This is a genomic window from Citricoccus sp. NPDC079358, from assembly GCF_040702545.1.
In the GTDB taxonomy this organism is placed as follows: Bacteria; Actinomycetota; Actinomycetes; order Actinomycetales; family Micrococcaceae; genus Citricoccus.
Map to the genome: position 1 here is coordinate 150,824 of NZ_JBFBLI010000002.1, position 14,083 is coordinate 164,906.

The 14,083-nt window shown below is 70.2% G+C and carries 11 protein-coding genes; 9 read left to right on the forward strand and 2 right to left on the reverse strand.

Going from position 1 to position 14,083, the window contains the following annotated elements; translation table 11 throughout:
• Positions 1–126: 126 nt before the first annotated feature.
• From AB0333_RS03100 to AB0333_RS03110, 3 genes are all read left to right on the forward strand, one after another.
• Entirely contained in the window at positions 127–930 is an 804-nt protein-coding gene (locus tag AB0333_RS03100; protein WP_366217297.1) for a DUF3710 domain-containing protein, read from the forward strand.
• 95 nt (positions 931–1,025) lie between these two features.
• Complete coding sequence (locus AB0333_RS03105; protein ID WP_366217298.1) at positions 1,026–1,307, forward strand: hypothetical protein; 282 nt, start codon at positions 1,026–1,028, stop codon at positions 1,305–1,307.
• On the forward strand, positions 1,291–2,070 hold the full coding sequence (locus tag AB0333_RS03110) for a DUF3159 domain-containing protein (RefSeq protein ID WP_366217299.1): 780 nt from the start codon (positions 1,291–1,293) through the stop codon (positions 2,068–2,070). The genes AB0333_RS03105 and AB0333_RS03110 overlap by 17 nt, the downstream gene beginning before the upstream one ends.
• A gap of 34 nt (positions 2,071–2,104) precedes the next feature.
• On the opposite strand, the gene AB0333_RS03115 is transcribed toward AB0333_RS03110, so the two are convergent.
• Together AB0333_RS03115 and AB0333_RS03120 are read right to left on the reverse strand one after the other, a co-directional pair.
• On the reverse strand, positions 2,105–2,821 hold the full coding sequence (locus AB0333_RS03115) for a TrkA family potassium uptake protein (protein ID WP_115931436.1): 717 nt from the start codon (positions 2,819–2,821) through the stop codon (positions 2,105–2,107).
• On the reverse strand, positions 2,818–3,552 hold the full coding sequence (locus tag AB0333_RS03120) for a TrkA family potassium uptake protein (protein WP_366217300.1): 735 nt from the start codon (positions 3,550–3,552) through the stop codon (positions 2,818–2,820). The genes AB0333_RS03115 and AB0333_RS03120 overlap by 4 nt, the downstream gene beginning before the upstream one ends.
• Positions 3,553–3,786: 234 nt before the next feature.
• Here AB0333_RS03120 and AB0333_RS03125 point away from each other — a divergent pair, with 234 nt between their 5' ends.
• The 6 genes from AB0333_RS03125 to AB0333_RS03150 all read left to right on the forward strand — a co-directional run bounded on the left by AB0333_RS03125 (position 3,787) and on the right by AB0333_RS03150 (position 14,074).
• A complete protein-coding gene (locus AB0333_RS03125) occupies positions 3,787–5,853 on the forward strand; it encodes an APC family permease (protein ID WP_366217301.1) in 2,067 nt (688 codons plus the stop codon).
• 21 nt (positions 5,854–5,874) lie between these two features.
• On the forward strand, positions 5,875–7,341 hold the full coding sequence (locus AB0333_RS03130; protein WP_366217302.1) for a class I SAM-dependent RNA methyltransferase: 1,467 nt from the start codon (positions 5,875–5,877) through the stop codon (positions 7,339–7,341).
• A 288-nt stretch (positions 7,342–7,629) separates the two neighbouring features.
• Positions 7,630–10,329, forward strand: a complete 2,700-nt coding sequence (acnA, locus tag AB0333_RS03135; protein WP_366217303.1) for an aconitate hydratase AcnA — start codon at positions 7,630–7,632, stop codon at positions 10,327–10,329.
• A gap of 163 nt (positions 10,330–10,492) precedes the next feature.
• The gene (gene dxs, locus AB0333_RS03140; RefSeq protein ID WP_366217304.1) at positions 10,493–12,529 is read left to right on the forward strand and encodes a 1-deoxy-D-xylulose-5-phosphate synthase; all 2,037 of its coding nucleotides are present in this window, start codon (positions 10,493–10,495) and stop codon (positions 12,527–12,529) included.
• Positions 12,530–12,534: 5 nt separating this feature from the next.
• Entirely contained in the window at positions 12,535–13,023 is a 489-nt protein-coding gene (locus AB0333_RS03145) for a hypothetical protein (protein WP_245952443.1), read from the forward strand.
• A 76-nt stretch (positions 13,024–13,099) separates the two neighbouring features.
• The gene (locus AB0333_RS03150) at positions 13,100–14,074 is read left to right on the forward strand and encodes an aldo/keto reductase (protein ID WP_366217305.1); all 975 of its coding nucleotides are present in this window, start codon (positions 13,100–13,102) and stop codon (positions 14,072–14,074) included.
• Positions 14,075–14,083 lie beyond the last annotated feature (9 nt).

Here is a 14,083-nt window from a genome sequence, read left to right on the forward strand (position 1 = left end):
ACCTAAGCTGGACTGGCCCTCCCCGCGCGGACGGCCAGCCCGGTCCAGCCCGGTCGGTCGGACGGCGGCACGGGCCAGGTACGAACCAGCATCTTCTACACGTGACACGGATTGGCAGGCAGGCACATGATCTTCGGCCGTAACCGGAACGTCAAGACCGAGACGGTCGTCCTTCCAGAGGAACTCCAGGATCCCCGGGACGAGCCGGCGACCGAGCCCGAAGCCGAGGCCACCGGCCCCTTCGACATCGCCGGCCGCCCCGAGGCGGACGGCTACCTGGACCTGGGATCCCTGCGCATCCCGGTGGTGAAGGACATGAAGGTGCGCCTCGACCTCGAGGACACCACCAAGCGCCTGATCGGCGTGACCCTCCAGCTGGGCCAGTCCTCACTGCAGGTGCAGGCCTTCGCGGCCCCCCGGGCGGGGGGGATCTGGGATGAGATCCGCGCCGAGATCCTCGAGTCCGTCACTGTCACCGAAGGTGCCCAGGTCGGGGAGCAGGAGGGGCAGTTCGGCACCGAGGTCGTCGCCCGGATCCCGGCCAAGATGCCCGATGGATCGCCCGGCTGGCGCGTGGCCCGCTTCGTCGGGGTGGATGGTCCCCGGTGGTTCCTCCGTGGCGTGATCGGTGGCGAGGCAGCCTTCAAGGCCGATGCCGTGGGACCCGTCAACGAGCTGTTCTCCCGCATCGTGGTCCGGCGCGGGGACGATCCCCACCCGCCGCGGGAACTGTTGCCACTCACCCCGCCGGAGAACATGCGTCCCGTGCGCCAGCCGGGCCAGGCGGGCCAGGCCGGCGAGTCGGTCGAGACCGGTTCTGCCGCACCGGCGGGAGCGCCGCAGCCCACGGGCAGGTCAGAGGCACCGGCTATCGTGGACCCACGGCAGCGGCCGCCCGAGCGCGGACCGGAAGTGACGGAAGTCCGCTGACACCGTCCGGTTCCTCCTCCGCCGCTCCCGCACCGCCGCCCCTCCCGCAGGCCGGAACGGGGGGTGCCGCGCGCCGAGAAGCCCATGGGGCCCTCGTGCAGCGCGTGGGACTGGTGGCCGCCGTCCGCTTGGCGGCGGCGGCCGGACCGGTGCGTTTCGCCGTGGATCTGGTGACCGAGGCCCCCCGTCCAGGCCGGGTGTCTACCGGCGGCGAACGGCTGCGGCTGGTCTGGATCGGGCAGCGCCGGATCCCGGGCATCGAGGCCGGGCGCTGGCTGCGCGTCGAGGGATTCCTCTCGGAACACGATGACCTCCCGACGGTCTTCAACCCCCGTTACGAACTGCTGGCAGGAGCGCCGCATGACCCACGATCCTGAGACCTCGGGCGCATCCACGCCGCCGGACACTCCGCAGGGCACACCCGCCGCCGACCGCGTCCCGGACCGGGACGAACCACGCAGCCCGCTCGACGAGGCCCTGCGCAAGGTCGGGTCCGGCACCGCCGTCACGGAGAACGGGGAGATCGACGTCCTGGTCACGGTCGGTGGGTGGCGTGGCCTGTTGGAATCGGTCCTGCCCTCCGCCGTGTTCCTGGTCGCCTTCATCACCACCCAGAACCTGTGGGGTGCTGGCATCGCCGCCGTGGTGGTGGCCGCCGCCTTCAGCGTGGCTCGACTGGTCCAACGCCAGAGCCCGATCCAGGCCCTCGCGGGACTGGCCGCTGTCGTGCTGTGTGTGGTGGTGGCGCTGAACACGGGCGAGGCGAAGGACTACTACCTCTGGGGATTCGTCACCAACGCGGCCTATATCGCCGCCATGGCCGTCTCCGTCCTCGTCGGCTGGCCGTTGCTCGGCCTGGTGTTCGGGCTGGTCCGCAACGAGGGGATCGCCTGGCGCCAGGACCCGCAGCGACGCCGGCGCTATGCCCTGGCCACCTGGATCCTGGTGGCCGCCCTCGCCCTGCGGCTGGCCGTCCAGGTCCCCCTCTACCTGGCCGACCTGCTGACGGCCCTGGGCACCGCGCGGCTGGTGATGGGCCTGCCCCTCTATGCGCTGGCCCTGTGGTTCGGTTGGCTGGTCTCCGCCCGGCAGAACACGAAACCGGTGTCCGAGGGCGGTTCCGACCACACCGGCGCCTGAACCTCTCGCCGCGCTCGACCCTGAGTCCGGATCCCTATCCGCGTGTCTCGCGCTGGGACAGCGACTCGCGCTGGCCGCGGGCCTGCCGCTCGTCCTCGGGCACCAGGACATCCCGCAGCCGGGATTCCGCCTCCTCGGTGGCCAGGAAGAACAGTTCGTCCCCCGCTTCCATGACGTCGTCGTCACTGGGGGTGATGGGGCGGGTGTCCCGGATGATGGACACCACGGAGATGTCCTCCGGCCAGGACACCGAGCCGAGCCGGCGGCCATCGGCCCAGTGCCCGGCGGGAACGGTGAACTCCACGAGCGTGGTCTGTCCCGACTTCAGCGTCAGCAGCCGCACGAGGTCACCGGTCTCCACGGCCTCCTCCACCAGGGCGGTCATGATGCGCGGCGTGGAGACAGCCACGTCCACCCCCCACGCCTCATCGAAGAGCCAGTCGTTCTTCGGGTTGTTCACCCGGGCCACGGTCCGGCCCACCCCGAACTCGGACTTGGCGAGCAGGGAGACCACGAGGTTCGCCTTGTCGTCGCCCGTGGCGGCCACCAGGACCTCGGCCGTCTCCAGGTGGGCCTCCTGCAGGACCGTGAGTTCGCAGGCGTCCCCCATGAGCCACTTGACGCCTCGCAGCCCGGAGCGGGCGACGACTTCGGGCTTGGTGTCCACCAGCAGCACCTCGTGGCCGTTGGCCAGCAGTTCACGGGCGATCGAGGACCCGACCGCACCGGCTCCGGCGATGACGACCTTCATGCTCGGTCCACCTTTCCTCGGTCCACCTTTCCGCCGTCCTCGGGACGGTCCTCCAGCAGGCCGGCACCGGTCTGTGGTCCGGCCATCAGGGCGCGTTCGGCCTCGGACTGACCGGACACGGCCATCACGGCGTGCACGATGTCACCCTGCTGGTAGAGGGTGCCCCTGGTGGGGACGATTCCCTCGCCCATCCGTGTGACGAAGGCGACGCGGAGGCCGGCCTCGGCCTCCAGCTCGGTCAGGGGGTGCCCGATCCAGGCGGCGGAGACTCGCACCTCGGTCATGAGGATCCGCCCCGAGGCGTCCCGGAAGTCGCCGGCCAGGTCTGCGTCCGGCAGGATCCGGCGCAGGACCTGGTCCGTGGACCAGCGCACGGCAGCCACCGTGGGGATGCCGAGCCGCTGGTAGACCTCTGCGCGGCCCGGGTCGTAGATCCGGGCGACGACGTGTTCCACGCCGAAGGTCTCGCGGGCCACGCGGGCGGCGATGATATTCGAGTTGTCCCCCGAGGAGACGGCGGCGAAGGCGTAGGCATCGTGGATCCGGGCCTTGGTCAGGGCGTCCCGGTCGAACCCGACGCCGGTGACCCGCTGTCCGCCGAAGTGCCGTCCCAGGCGCCGGAAGGCCCGTTCGTCCTGGTCCACCACGGCGACCGTGTGGCCGCCCCGCTCCAACGTCAGGGCCAGGGACGAACCGACGCGGCCGCAACCCATGATCACGAAGTGGGCCATCGGATTCCCTCCTGATTCACCGGCCTGAGGCCTTGCCCTGATGTGGCGGAACGGACCCGGTGGTCCGGCATTCCGAACGGCTGGCAGCGCCAGCGAGTCCAGTGTGCCACGCTCGGCCAGCCCTCGGGCCGCGGCGGGCCGTGCCGGCCCGCGTGTGGCGGTGTGAGCCGTGCCCGGACGAGGCGCGGACGGGGCGAGGACGGAGTGGATCGGCGAGCGCGGTACCGTAGTGCCGTGGCAAGGGTCCTGGACAGCATGCGCCGTCTCCTCGTGGGCCGGCCCTACGACACGGAGCGGTTGAACCGCCGGCCTCTGGGCCGGTTCACCGCCCTGCCCGTGTTCTCTGCGAACGCGTGGTCCTCCATCGCCTACGCCCCGGACGAGATCCTGCTGACCCTGGCGCTAGGGGGCACGGCCGCGCTGGCCCTGGGCCCGGAGATCGGCGTGGCCGTGGTGGCGGTGATGCTGCTGATCGTCGTGTCCTACCGGGTGTCCATCCGGGCCTACCCCGAGGGTGGGGACTATGCGATCTCCCGGGCCAACCTCGGCCCCTGGGCGGGGCTGACGGTGGGGGCCGCCATGATGCTCGACTTCGTCTTCACGGTGGCCGTGTCCATGGCCGCCATGGCGCACTACCTCGTGGCGGTGATCCCCGTGCTGGAAGGTGCCGAGACCCTGATAGCCGTGGCCGGCGTCGTGGTCCTGGCCATGGCGAGCATCCGCGGTGCCGGACGCGGACGGGTGACGCCCGCCGCACTGGCCTACGTCTTCCTCGCCCTGCTGTTCGGCATGATCGTGGCCGGCGTCGTCCAGGATATGACGGGCACCCTCGGACCGGCGACGTCGGCCGGGGTCGAGCCCGTGCCCGATTCCGCCTTCTCCGAGGGCCTCGGCGGCCTGGCGCTGGCGGTCCTGGTTCTGCGGGCGTTCTCCTCCGGCTCGGCGCTCGCCACCGGCGTGGAGGTTCCGGCCTCGAACGTGGGCGCGATGGCCAAGCCGAGGGTCCGCCTGGCGCGGTCCGTGATGCTGGCGATGGGCCTGACGGCCGGCGCGTCGACGATCGGGGTGATGTACCTGGCGGACCGCACCGGGGTGGTGTTCGTCCTGGACCCGGCCGGACTGCAGGCCGTCGGCGGCGGCCCGGTGTCCGAGGACTATGTGCAGAATCCGGTGCTGGCCCAGCTGGCCAACGCGATCCTCGGCCACGGCGGGATCCTGGCCGGCGCCTTGATCCTGATGGTCGCGGTGCTGTTGGTGCTGGCCGGCCACTCGGCGTTCAAGTCCTTCCCGGAGCTGGCCTCCCGATTGGCGGCGGACGGCTACCTGCCGCGGCAGCTGCTCACCCGCGGTGACCGCCTGGGATACACCAACGGCGTCGTGCTGCTGGCCCTGGCCGCACTGGCCCTCGTGGTCGTCTTCCAGGCCCAGACCGCCCTGCTCGTCCAGCTCTACGTCATCGGCGTCTTCCTGTCCTTCACCGTCAGTCAACTGGGCATGGTGCGGCATTGGAGCCGTCACCTCGCGCACACGCCCGGCGTCCGGGCCCGTCAGGCCGTCCGGACCCGGCGGCTGGTGAACCTGGTGGGGCTCGTGGTCACCGCCCTGGTCGCCCTGGTCGTCCTCGTGACGCGGTTCGGCCAGGGGGCCTGGGTGGCCCTGCTGGCGATCGCGGCGATGGTGTTCGTGATGTCCCGGATCCGGGGTCACTACGAGTCCGTGGCCTCCGAGCTCGACCTGACCTCGACCGAGGATGCCCGGGCGCTGCCCTCCCGGGTCCATGCCGTCATCCTGGTGATGTCCGTCCAGCGGCCCACGCTGCGGGCCCTGGCCTATGCCCGCGCCTCACGACCCTCCAGCATGGAGGCCGTGGTGGTGGATCTGGACAAGCGGTCCACCAGCACGCTGGTGGCGGCCTGGGACCGGCTCGGCGTGCCGGTGCCGATCACGGTGCTGGCCTCGCCCTACCGGGAGATGTCCGAGCCCCTGATCCGTCACTTGCGGGCCCTGCGGCGCACCTCGCCACGGGATCTGGTGGTCGTCTACATCCCCGAATACGTCGTCGGCGGTGGCTGGCAGGCCCTCCTGCACAACCGGACCACCAAGCGGATCAAGGCGCGGCTGCACCACGAGCCGGGCGTCATGGTCGCCTCGGTGCCGTGGCAGCTGACGACGACCCGGAGCCGGGCGTCCAGCACCTCGCGGACCGGCACACCCGCCCCGCCCACCGGTTCCTGGACCGGCCCAGTAGAGTCAGGGGTACAGGGCAACGGATCCCCGGCCGATCAGGCCGACCGCCCATGACTGCTCAGGAGGACGGCGAGGATGACCACCATCCGCGACACCAGCAATGTTGACGTAGCCCGCCAGCCGGTGCACGGTGCATCCGGGACGGCCGGGTTGCCGGAGATTCCCCAGATCCTCGAACTCGAGGCCGGGCCGATGGCCCACGGAGGCTACTGCGTCGCCCGGCACGAGGGGCGAGTGGTGTTCGTCCGCCACGCCATCCCCGGCGAGGTGGTCCGCGCCGTCGTGACCGAGGCGGGGGAGGGGGCCCGGTTCTGGCGGGCCGACGCCGTCGAGGTGCTCCACGGCTCCGAGTTCCGCCGGACCCACCAGTGGAAGCTGGCCGACTCCCTGCGCGCGCACGCCGCCGGCCGGCTGCCCGTGGGCGGTGCCGAGTACGGGCACATCGTGTTGCCACACCAACGTCGCCTCAAGGCACAGGTGTTCCGGGACACCGTGGCCCGGATCGCCGGGCTGCAACTCGAGGTGCACGTCACCGGGGCGCCGGGGGACGATCCCTCCGGGCTGCACTGGCGCACCCGCAACGCCTTCGCCGTGACACCCACCGGGCGGCTGGCCATGCACGCGCACCGCTCCACCGTGCTGGTGCCGGTCCGGAACATGCCCCTCGGCGTGCCGGGCCTGGATGCCCTCAAGCTCTGGGAACTGGACTTCACCGGTCTCTCCCGAGTGGACGTGGCCACGCCCGCCTCCGGCGAGCCGGCCCTGGTGCTGCTGACCCCCGCTGACGGTGCCGACCTGTCCCAGCTGGGCGGTCGGATGCACCGGCAGACCAGCCGGTTGCCGGACGGCACCTCCGTGTCGCTGATCGTGCCGGGCGAGAACCCGAACGACCGGCCTGAGGTGCACCGCCTGCGTGGCCGGACCTGGACCCAGGAGACGGTGGCCGGCGCCCGCGGGAACGAACACGCCTTCCGGATCACCGGGGACGGCTTCTGGCAGGTCCATCGTTCCGCTCCCTCCATGCTGGTCGACGCCGTGCTCGCGGCGGCGGATCCGCAGCCCGGACAGGTCATCGCCGACCTGTACGCCGGTGCCGGACTGTTCTCCGCGTTCCTGGCTGACGGGGTCGGGACCGAGGGGCTGGTGCTGTCCGTGGAGGCCGCACCGGGAGCCAGCCGGGACGCCCGGCGCAACCTGCACGGGGTCACCCAGGCGGCCGTGCTCAACGGCATGGCGGACCGGGTGCTGAGCGGCTGGCTGTCCAAGCCGGACGAACCGGTCGCCGACTGCGGTCTGGGTGGGCGCTCGATCGACACGGTGGTGCTCGACCCGCCACGGGCGGGCGCCGGCAAGGCGGCCGTGGAGCGGATTCACCGACTGGACCCCGAGAGGATCGTCTACGTCTCCTGCGATCCCGCGTCCTTCGCCCGGGACCTGGGACTGTTGTCCCAGGCGGGGTGGGCCGCGGCGAAGGTGGACGTCTACGACCTGTACCCGGACACCCATCACATGGAATCCGTGGCCCTCCTCACGAAGTCCTGACCGCGGTGCCGGAGTCAAGAAAATCTGCGGCTCCGTCAAGAACGCCACAAATCTCCCCGTCACGCATGACATCTGCGCGGGTGAAGCGCGGGATCGGGCCTTCCCTCGGGATAGGATGGTGAACGAGCCCCCTGTGACGGAGTCGTCAGACTTCGGCCCAGGATCGGCATGTGGCCGCCACCATCGGTCCGGGACCGCCCGCACGCGGTGCCGGGAGGCCCGGTGGCACGGCAATGGCACTCAAGACCGGCCAATCGCCCTGATCCAGGGCGGGAAGAGGAGTCCTCCGTGACTACTGTTGACAGCTTCGGCTCCAAGGGCGTCCTGGACGTCAATGGCGCCGAATACGAGATTTTCCGGCTCAACAAGGTGGAGGGTGCACAGAAGCTCCCCTATTCCTTGAAGGTCCTGCTGGAGAACCTGCTCCGCACCGAGGACGGGGCCAATGTGACCGCCGAACAGGTGCAGGCGCTGGCGTCCTGGGATCCCCAGGCGCAGCCTGACACCGAGATCCAGTTCACCCCCGCACGCGTTCTCATGCAGGACTTCACCGGTGTGCCCTGCGTCGTGGACCTGGCGACCATGCGTGAGGCCATCAAGGACCTCGGCGGCGACGCCAACCGCGTGAACCCGCTGGCCCCGGCCGAACTCGTCATCGATCACTCCGTGCAGATCGACTCCTTCGGCAACGACCAGGCCATCGAGCGCAACATGGACATCGAGTACCAGCGCAACGGTGAGCGGTACCAGTTCCTGCGGTGGGGCCAGACCGCCTTCAACGACTTCAAGGTCGTCCCCCCTGGCATGGGCATCGTCCACCAGGTCAACATCGAGAACCTGGCCCGCACCGTCATGACCCGCGAGGTGGACGGTGTCCTCCGTGCCTACCCGGACTCCTGTGTCGGCACCGACTCCCACACCACCATGGTCAACGGCCTGGGTGTGCTGGGCTGGGGTGTGGGTGGCATCGAGGCCGAGGCAGCGATGCTCGGCCAGCCGGTCTCCATGCTCATCCCGCGCGTCGTCGGCTTCAAGCTGACCGGCTCCATCCCGGCCGGAGCCACCGCCACCGATGTGGTGCTGACCATCACCGAGATGCTGCGCCAGCATGGCGTGGTCGGCAAGTTCGTCGAGTTCTACGGTGAAGGCGTCGGCTCCGTGCCGCTGGCCAACCGCGCCACCATCGGCAACATGTCCCCGGAGTTCGGCTCCACCGCCGCCATGTTCCCGATCGACCAGATCACCCTGGACTACCTGCGTCTGACCGGCCGCTCCGAGGAGAACATCGCCCTCGTCGAGGCCTACACCAAGGAACAGGGCCTCTGGCACAATGCGGACGATGAGGTGCAGTACTCCGAGTACCTCGAGCTGGACCTGGGCACCGTGGTGCCCTCGATCTCCGGCCCGAAGCGCCCGCAGGACCGCATCCAGCTGACCGACGCCAAGGACCAGTTCCGCAAGGACATCCACAACTACGCCACGGAGGACGAGGTCGGTTCCGGCCGTCCGTCCAAGTCGGTGGACGTGGCCATGGAGGACGGCCGTGAGTTCCAGCTGGACCACGGCGCCGTCTCGATTGCCTCCATCACCTCCTGCACCAACACCTCCAACCCCTCGGTGATGATGGCCGCCGCCGTGCTGGCCCGCAACGCCGTGGAGAAGGGCCTCGCGTCGAAGCCCTGGGTGAAGACCTCCGTGGCCCCCGGCTCCCGGGTCGTCACCGAGTACTATGAGAAGTCCGGCCTGATCCCCTCGCTGAACGCCCTGGGCTTCCACATCGTGGGCTACGGCTGCACCACCTGCATCGGCAACTCCGGTCCGCTGGAGTCCGAGGTCTCGCAGGCCATCCAGGACAACGACCTGTCCGTGACCTCGGTGCTCTCGGGCAACCGCAACTTCGAGGGCCGCATCAACCCGGACGTCAAGATGAACTACCTGGCCTCGCCGCCGCTGGTGGTCGCCTACGCCCTGGCCGGCACCATGGACTTCGACTTCGACAACCAGCCCCTGGGCCAGGATGCCGAAGGCCAGGACGTGTTCCTGAAGGACATCTGGCCGGACCCGACCGAGGTCCAGCAGATCATCGACCGCTCGATCGACACCGAGATGTTCACCCGCGAGTACGGCACCATCTTCGACGGCGACCACCGTTGGAAGGCGCTGGATACGCCGGAGGGCGACACCTTCGCGTGGGACTCCGAGTCGACCTACGTCCGCAAGCCCCCGTACTTCGAGGGCATGCAGGCCCAGCCGGAGCCGGTCCAGGACATCGAGGGCGCCCGGGTGCTGCTCAAGCTCGGCGACTCCGTGACCACCGACCACATCTCCCCGGCCGGCTCCTTCAAGTCGGACACCCCGGCCGGAAAGTACCTGCTGGAGAACGGTGTGGAGCGCAAGGACTTCAACTCCTACGGCTCCCGCCGTGGCAACCACGAGGTGATGATCCGCGGCACGTTCGCGAACATCCGCATCAAGAACCAGCTCCTGGACGGCGTGGAGGGCGGCTTCACCCGCGACTTCACCCAGGACGGCGCCCCGCAGGCGTACGTCTACGACGCCGCCGAGAACTACCAGGCCGCCGGCACCCCGCTGGTCGTCCTGGCCGGCAAGGAGTACGGTTCCGGCTCGTCCCGCGACTGGGCCGCCAAGGGCACCGCACTGCTGGGCGTCAAGGCCGTCATCACCCAGTCCTTCGAGCGCATCCACCGCTCGAACCTGATCGGCATGGGCGTGCTGCCGCTGCAGTTCCCCGAGGGCGAGTCCGCGGACACCCTGGGCCTGGACGGCACCGAGACCTTCGCCATCTCCGGCGTGACCGCCCTGAACGAGGGCACCACCCCGAAGACCGTCAAGGTCACCGCCACGCATGAGAACGGCAAGGTCACCGAGTTCGACGCGGTCGTCCGCATCGACACCCCCGGTGAGGCCGACTACTACCGCAACGGTGGCATCCTGCAGTACGTGCTGCGCCAGATCGCGACCAAGTGATCGTCCGCCGGATCCCCGCACCGGGGGACCGGCGGTAAGCGGACCGAAGGGCCGGACCCCCGTGTGGGGGTCCGGCCCTTCGTCCTCTGGTGGTCCCCGCCGCGCGGTATTCTGGTGGGAGTTGTTGTGATATTCCCTCCCCGGACGAAAGGACCGCTTGCCCGTGGGCCTTCTCGAAACAATCCATACCCCGCAGGACCTCACCCGTCTGACCGGTGGTCAGCTGCGGCAGTTGGCCGAGGAGATCCGCAGCTTCCTCATCGCCACCGTCTCCCGCACCGGCGGTCACCTCGGCCCCAACCTCGGTGTGGTCGAGCTGACCCTGGCAATCCATCGGGTCTTCGACTCTCCCCGGGACGCCGTGATCTTTGACACCGGGCACCAGTCCTACGTGCACAAGCTCGTCACCGGTCGCCAGGACTTCTCCACGCTGCGCCAGGAGGGCGGACTCTCCGGCTACGGGGACCGCGGCGAGTCCGTGCATGACGTGGTGGAGTCCTCCCACGCCTCCTCGTCCCTGTCCTGGGCGGACGGGATCTCCCGGGCCTGGGCGCTGCGCGGGGACGGGGACCGTTCCGTGGTTGCCGTGATCGGTGATGGCGCCCTGACGGGCGGGATGGCCTGGGAGGCCATCAACAACATCGCCGCGGATCGGGACCGGCGCGTCGTGATCGTGGTCAATGACAACGGGCGCTCCTACGCGCCCACCGTCGGGGGGCTCGCCAACCAGCTCTCGGGGCTGCGCCGGGCCTTCCTGGACAAGCTCCGCACCCACCGCACCTACGAGGACACCCTCGACTTCTGGAAGTCCCGGCTGCAGACTTCCGGGACGGCCGGGCGGTTCATGTACAAGTCCCTGCATGCCACGAAGAAGGGCATCAAGGACTGGTGGGCTCCCCAAGGCCTGTTCGAGGACCTGGGGATGAAATACATCGGTCCCATCAACGGACACGACCAGGCCGAGCTCGAGGAGGCGCTGGCGGACGCCAAGAACTATGCCGGCCCCGTGATCGTGCATGCCATGACCGAGAAGGGGCATGGCTATGCCCCGGCGGTGGCCCACGAGGACGACCAGTTCCACGCCATCGGCAAGATCGACCCGGAGACGGGCGAACCCGTGGCCTCCAGCTCCGGTCCCTCCTGGACGTCCGTGTTCGGCCAGGAGATCTGCGCGATCGCGGACGAGCGCGAGGACATCGTGGCCATCACCGCGGCCATGAAGATCCCCGTCGGCCTGGGGCTCATGGCCGAGAGGCATCCGCAGCGCGTCTACGACGTCGGGATCGCCGAGCAGCACGCCGTCACCTCGGCCGCCGGCATGGCCTTCGGCGGGCTGCATCCCGTGGTCGCCGTGTACGCCACCTTCCTCAACCGCGCCTTCGACCAGGTCCTGATGGACGTCGGACTGCACCGGGCCGGGGTCACGTTCGTCCTGGACCGGGCCGGCGTCACCGGGCCGGACGGGCCCAGCCACCACGGCATGTGGGACCTGGCCCTGCTGCAGTCCGTTCCCACCCTGCGCATCGCCGCGCCCCGGGACGCCCAGCGGCTCCGGGAGGAACTGCGTGAGGCCGTGTCCGTGGAGGACGCACCCACGGTCGTGCGGTTCTCGAAGGGGTCCGTGGGGCCGGAGATCGCCGCGCTGGAGCGGCTCGCGGACGGCGTGGACGTGCTGGTCCGCCTCGGAGGAGCCTCCGAGGAGCCGGGGGCCGAACGCGACGTGTTGATCGTCGCCGTCGGGACCATGGCCGAGCTCGGCTTGGATGTGGCCGCCCGGCTGGCCGACCAGGGGATCTCCGCCACCGTCATCGACCCGCGGTGGGTGCTGCCGGTGCAGGAATCCGTGATCGAGATGGCCTCCCGCCATCGGATCGTCGTCTGCATCGAGGACGGGGTGAAGGCCGGCGGCGTCGGCTCGCGGATCCGTCAGGAAATGCGCGCCCGCGGCGTGGACACGGCGCTCAACGAGGTCGGCCTGCCGGTGGAGTTCCTGGCCCACGCCTCCCGGGACCAGGTGCTCGAGCGCACCGGCCTGACGGCGCGGCGGATCGCCCAGGACACGGTGGCCCAGGTCCTCGGCACGAAGGTGCCGTTCGCGCGGCCACTGACGGGCCAGATGAGCCAGGTCCGGGCGGCCGGGGACACCGGCGGCACGAATGACAACACGGGTCAGATCCCGTCAACGGAGGGCAAGTCTTGAGCATTGTGCGTACCTACCGGCGGTCCGAGCAGGACGGCCAGCAGCGCCTGGACTACCGCGAGGCGTGGTTCGAGCCCGGCAGCGGGGAGGTCGTGGTCCACCACGGCCGGATCGGCAGCACGGGCACGACGTCGGCCGAGCAGGTCGCGGACGACGCCACCGGTGAGCAGCTGCTCGCCGGCTTCGCCGCGCAGTGCGCGGAGGACGGCTTCGCCGTGCTCCCGGCGGAGGAGCTGAAGCACGTCGAGGTGTCCTACCGGCTGAAGGGCGCGGAGCCGACGGCCGTGGAGACCGCCCTGGTGGCCAAGCTGCGCGGTGAGATCACGAATCAACTGGCCTGGCGCGGCCTGGGTGAGGTCGTAGAAGAACGCTCGGAGTCCGGCCGCGTCGTCTTGGACGTGGCCACACCGCACCCGCGCAAGGCGACTGCCGAGATCCCGGCCGCCGCCAAGTTCGCGGGCGTCCAGCCCTCTCGCGTCACCACCTCCCGCTGACGGTCCCGCTGAATCGGAGCTGCTGCGGCCCTCTCGCCGTGGCCGGCCGACCCCACCACTCGAAGGATTGAATCCCATGGAACACCGCCGTCTCGGGCGCTCCGGCCTGTCCGTCTCCGTCGTCGGGCTGGGGTGCAACAACCTCGGCCGCCCCGGCACCGTGACGGAGAGCCAGGAGGGGACGGACGCGGTCGTGCACGCGGCCCTGGACGCCGGGGTGACGTTGTTCGACGTGGCGGACACCTACGGGGCGAGCCCCGGCCTGAGTGAGGAGCGGCTGGGCCGGGCCCTGGGCGCCCGGCGCGAGGAGATCGTCCTGGCCACCAAGTTCGGCATGGACATGGGCGGCGTCAACGGCAACGACTTCGAGGCCCGCGGCTCACGCCGGTACATCGTCAAGGCCGTGGAGGCCTCACTGCGGCGGCTGGGCACGGACTGGATCGACCTCTACCAGTTCCACACCCCGGATGACGCCACGCCGATCGAGGAGACCCTCTCCGCCCTGGACGACCTGCTGCGCTCGGGCAAGGTGCGCTACATCGGTCATTCCAACCGGGCCGGGTGGCAGATTGCCGAGGCCGAGTTTGTGGCCCGCGAGCTCGGGACCGAGACGTTCATCTCCGCCCAGAACCACTACAACCTGCTGGACCGCCGCGCCGAGCTCGAGGTCCTGCCCGCGGCGAGGGCCTTCGGGCTCGGCGTGCTGCCGTACTTCCCGCTGGCCAATGGCCTGCTCACGGGCAAGTACTCCTCCGGCCGGGCGCCCGAGGGCTCGAGGCTGACGCACAGCCGCCAGCACCTGGTCTCGGACGCGGACCTGGACCAGCTCGCGCGGTACGGTGACTTCGCCCGGGACCGGGGGCTGTCCGAGGTGGACCTGGCCTTCTCCTGGCTGGCCGCCCAGGAGCCGGTCACCTCCGTGATCGCCGGGGCCACCCGGCCGGAGCAGGTCCGCCAGAACGCCGAAGCCATCCGCTGGGTGCCCACGGCCGCCGAGCGGGCCGAGCTGGACGAGATCTTCCCGGCCGCCCCGAAGATCGCCCTGTTCTAGTGGGATCCG

Excerpts from the sequence above, each read along its gene's own strand:
- AB0333_RS03115 (WP_115931436.1), bottom strand. The coding sequence starts at position 2,821 with ATGAAGGTCGTCATCGCCGGAGCCGGTGCGGTCGGGTCCTCGATCGCC.
- AB0333_RS03150 (WP_366217305.1), top strand. The coding sequence starts at position 13,100 with ATGGAACACCGCCGTCTCGGGCGCTCCGGCCTGTCCGTCTCCGTCGTC.
- AB0333_RS03130 (WP_366217302.1), top strand. The coding sequence starts at position 5,875 with ATGACCACCATCCGCGACACCAGCAATGTTGACGTAGCCCGCCAGCCG.
- AB0333_RS03100 (WP_366217297.1), top strand. The coding sequence starts at position 127 with ATGATCTTCGGCCGTAACCGGAACGTCAAGACCGAGACGGTCGTCCTT.
- AB0333_RS03120 (WP_366217300.1), bottom strand. The coding sequence starts at position 3,552 with ATGGCCCACTTCGTGATCATGGGTTGCGGCCGCGTCGGTTCGTCCCTG.
- AB0333_RS03110 (WP_366217299.1), top strand. The coding sequence starts at position 1,291 with ATGACCCACGATCCTGAGACCTCGGGCGCATCCACGCCGCCGGACACT.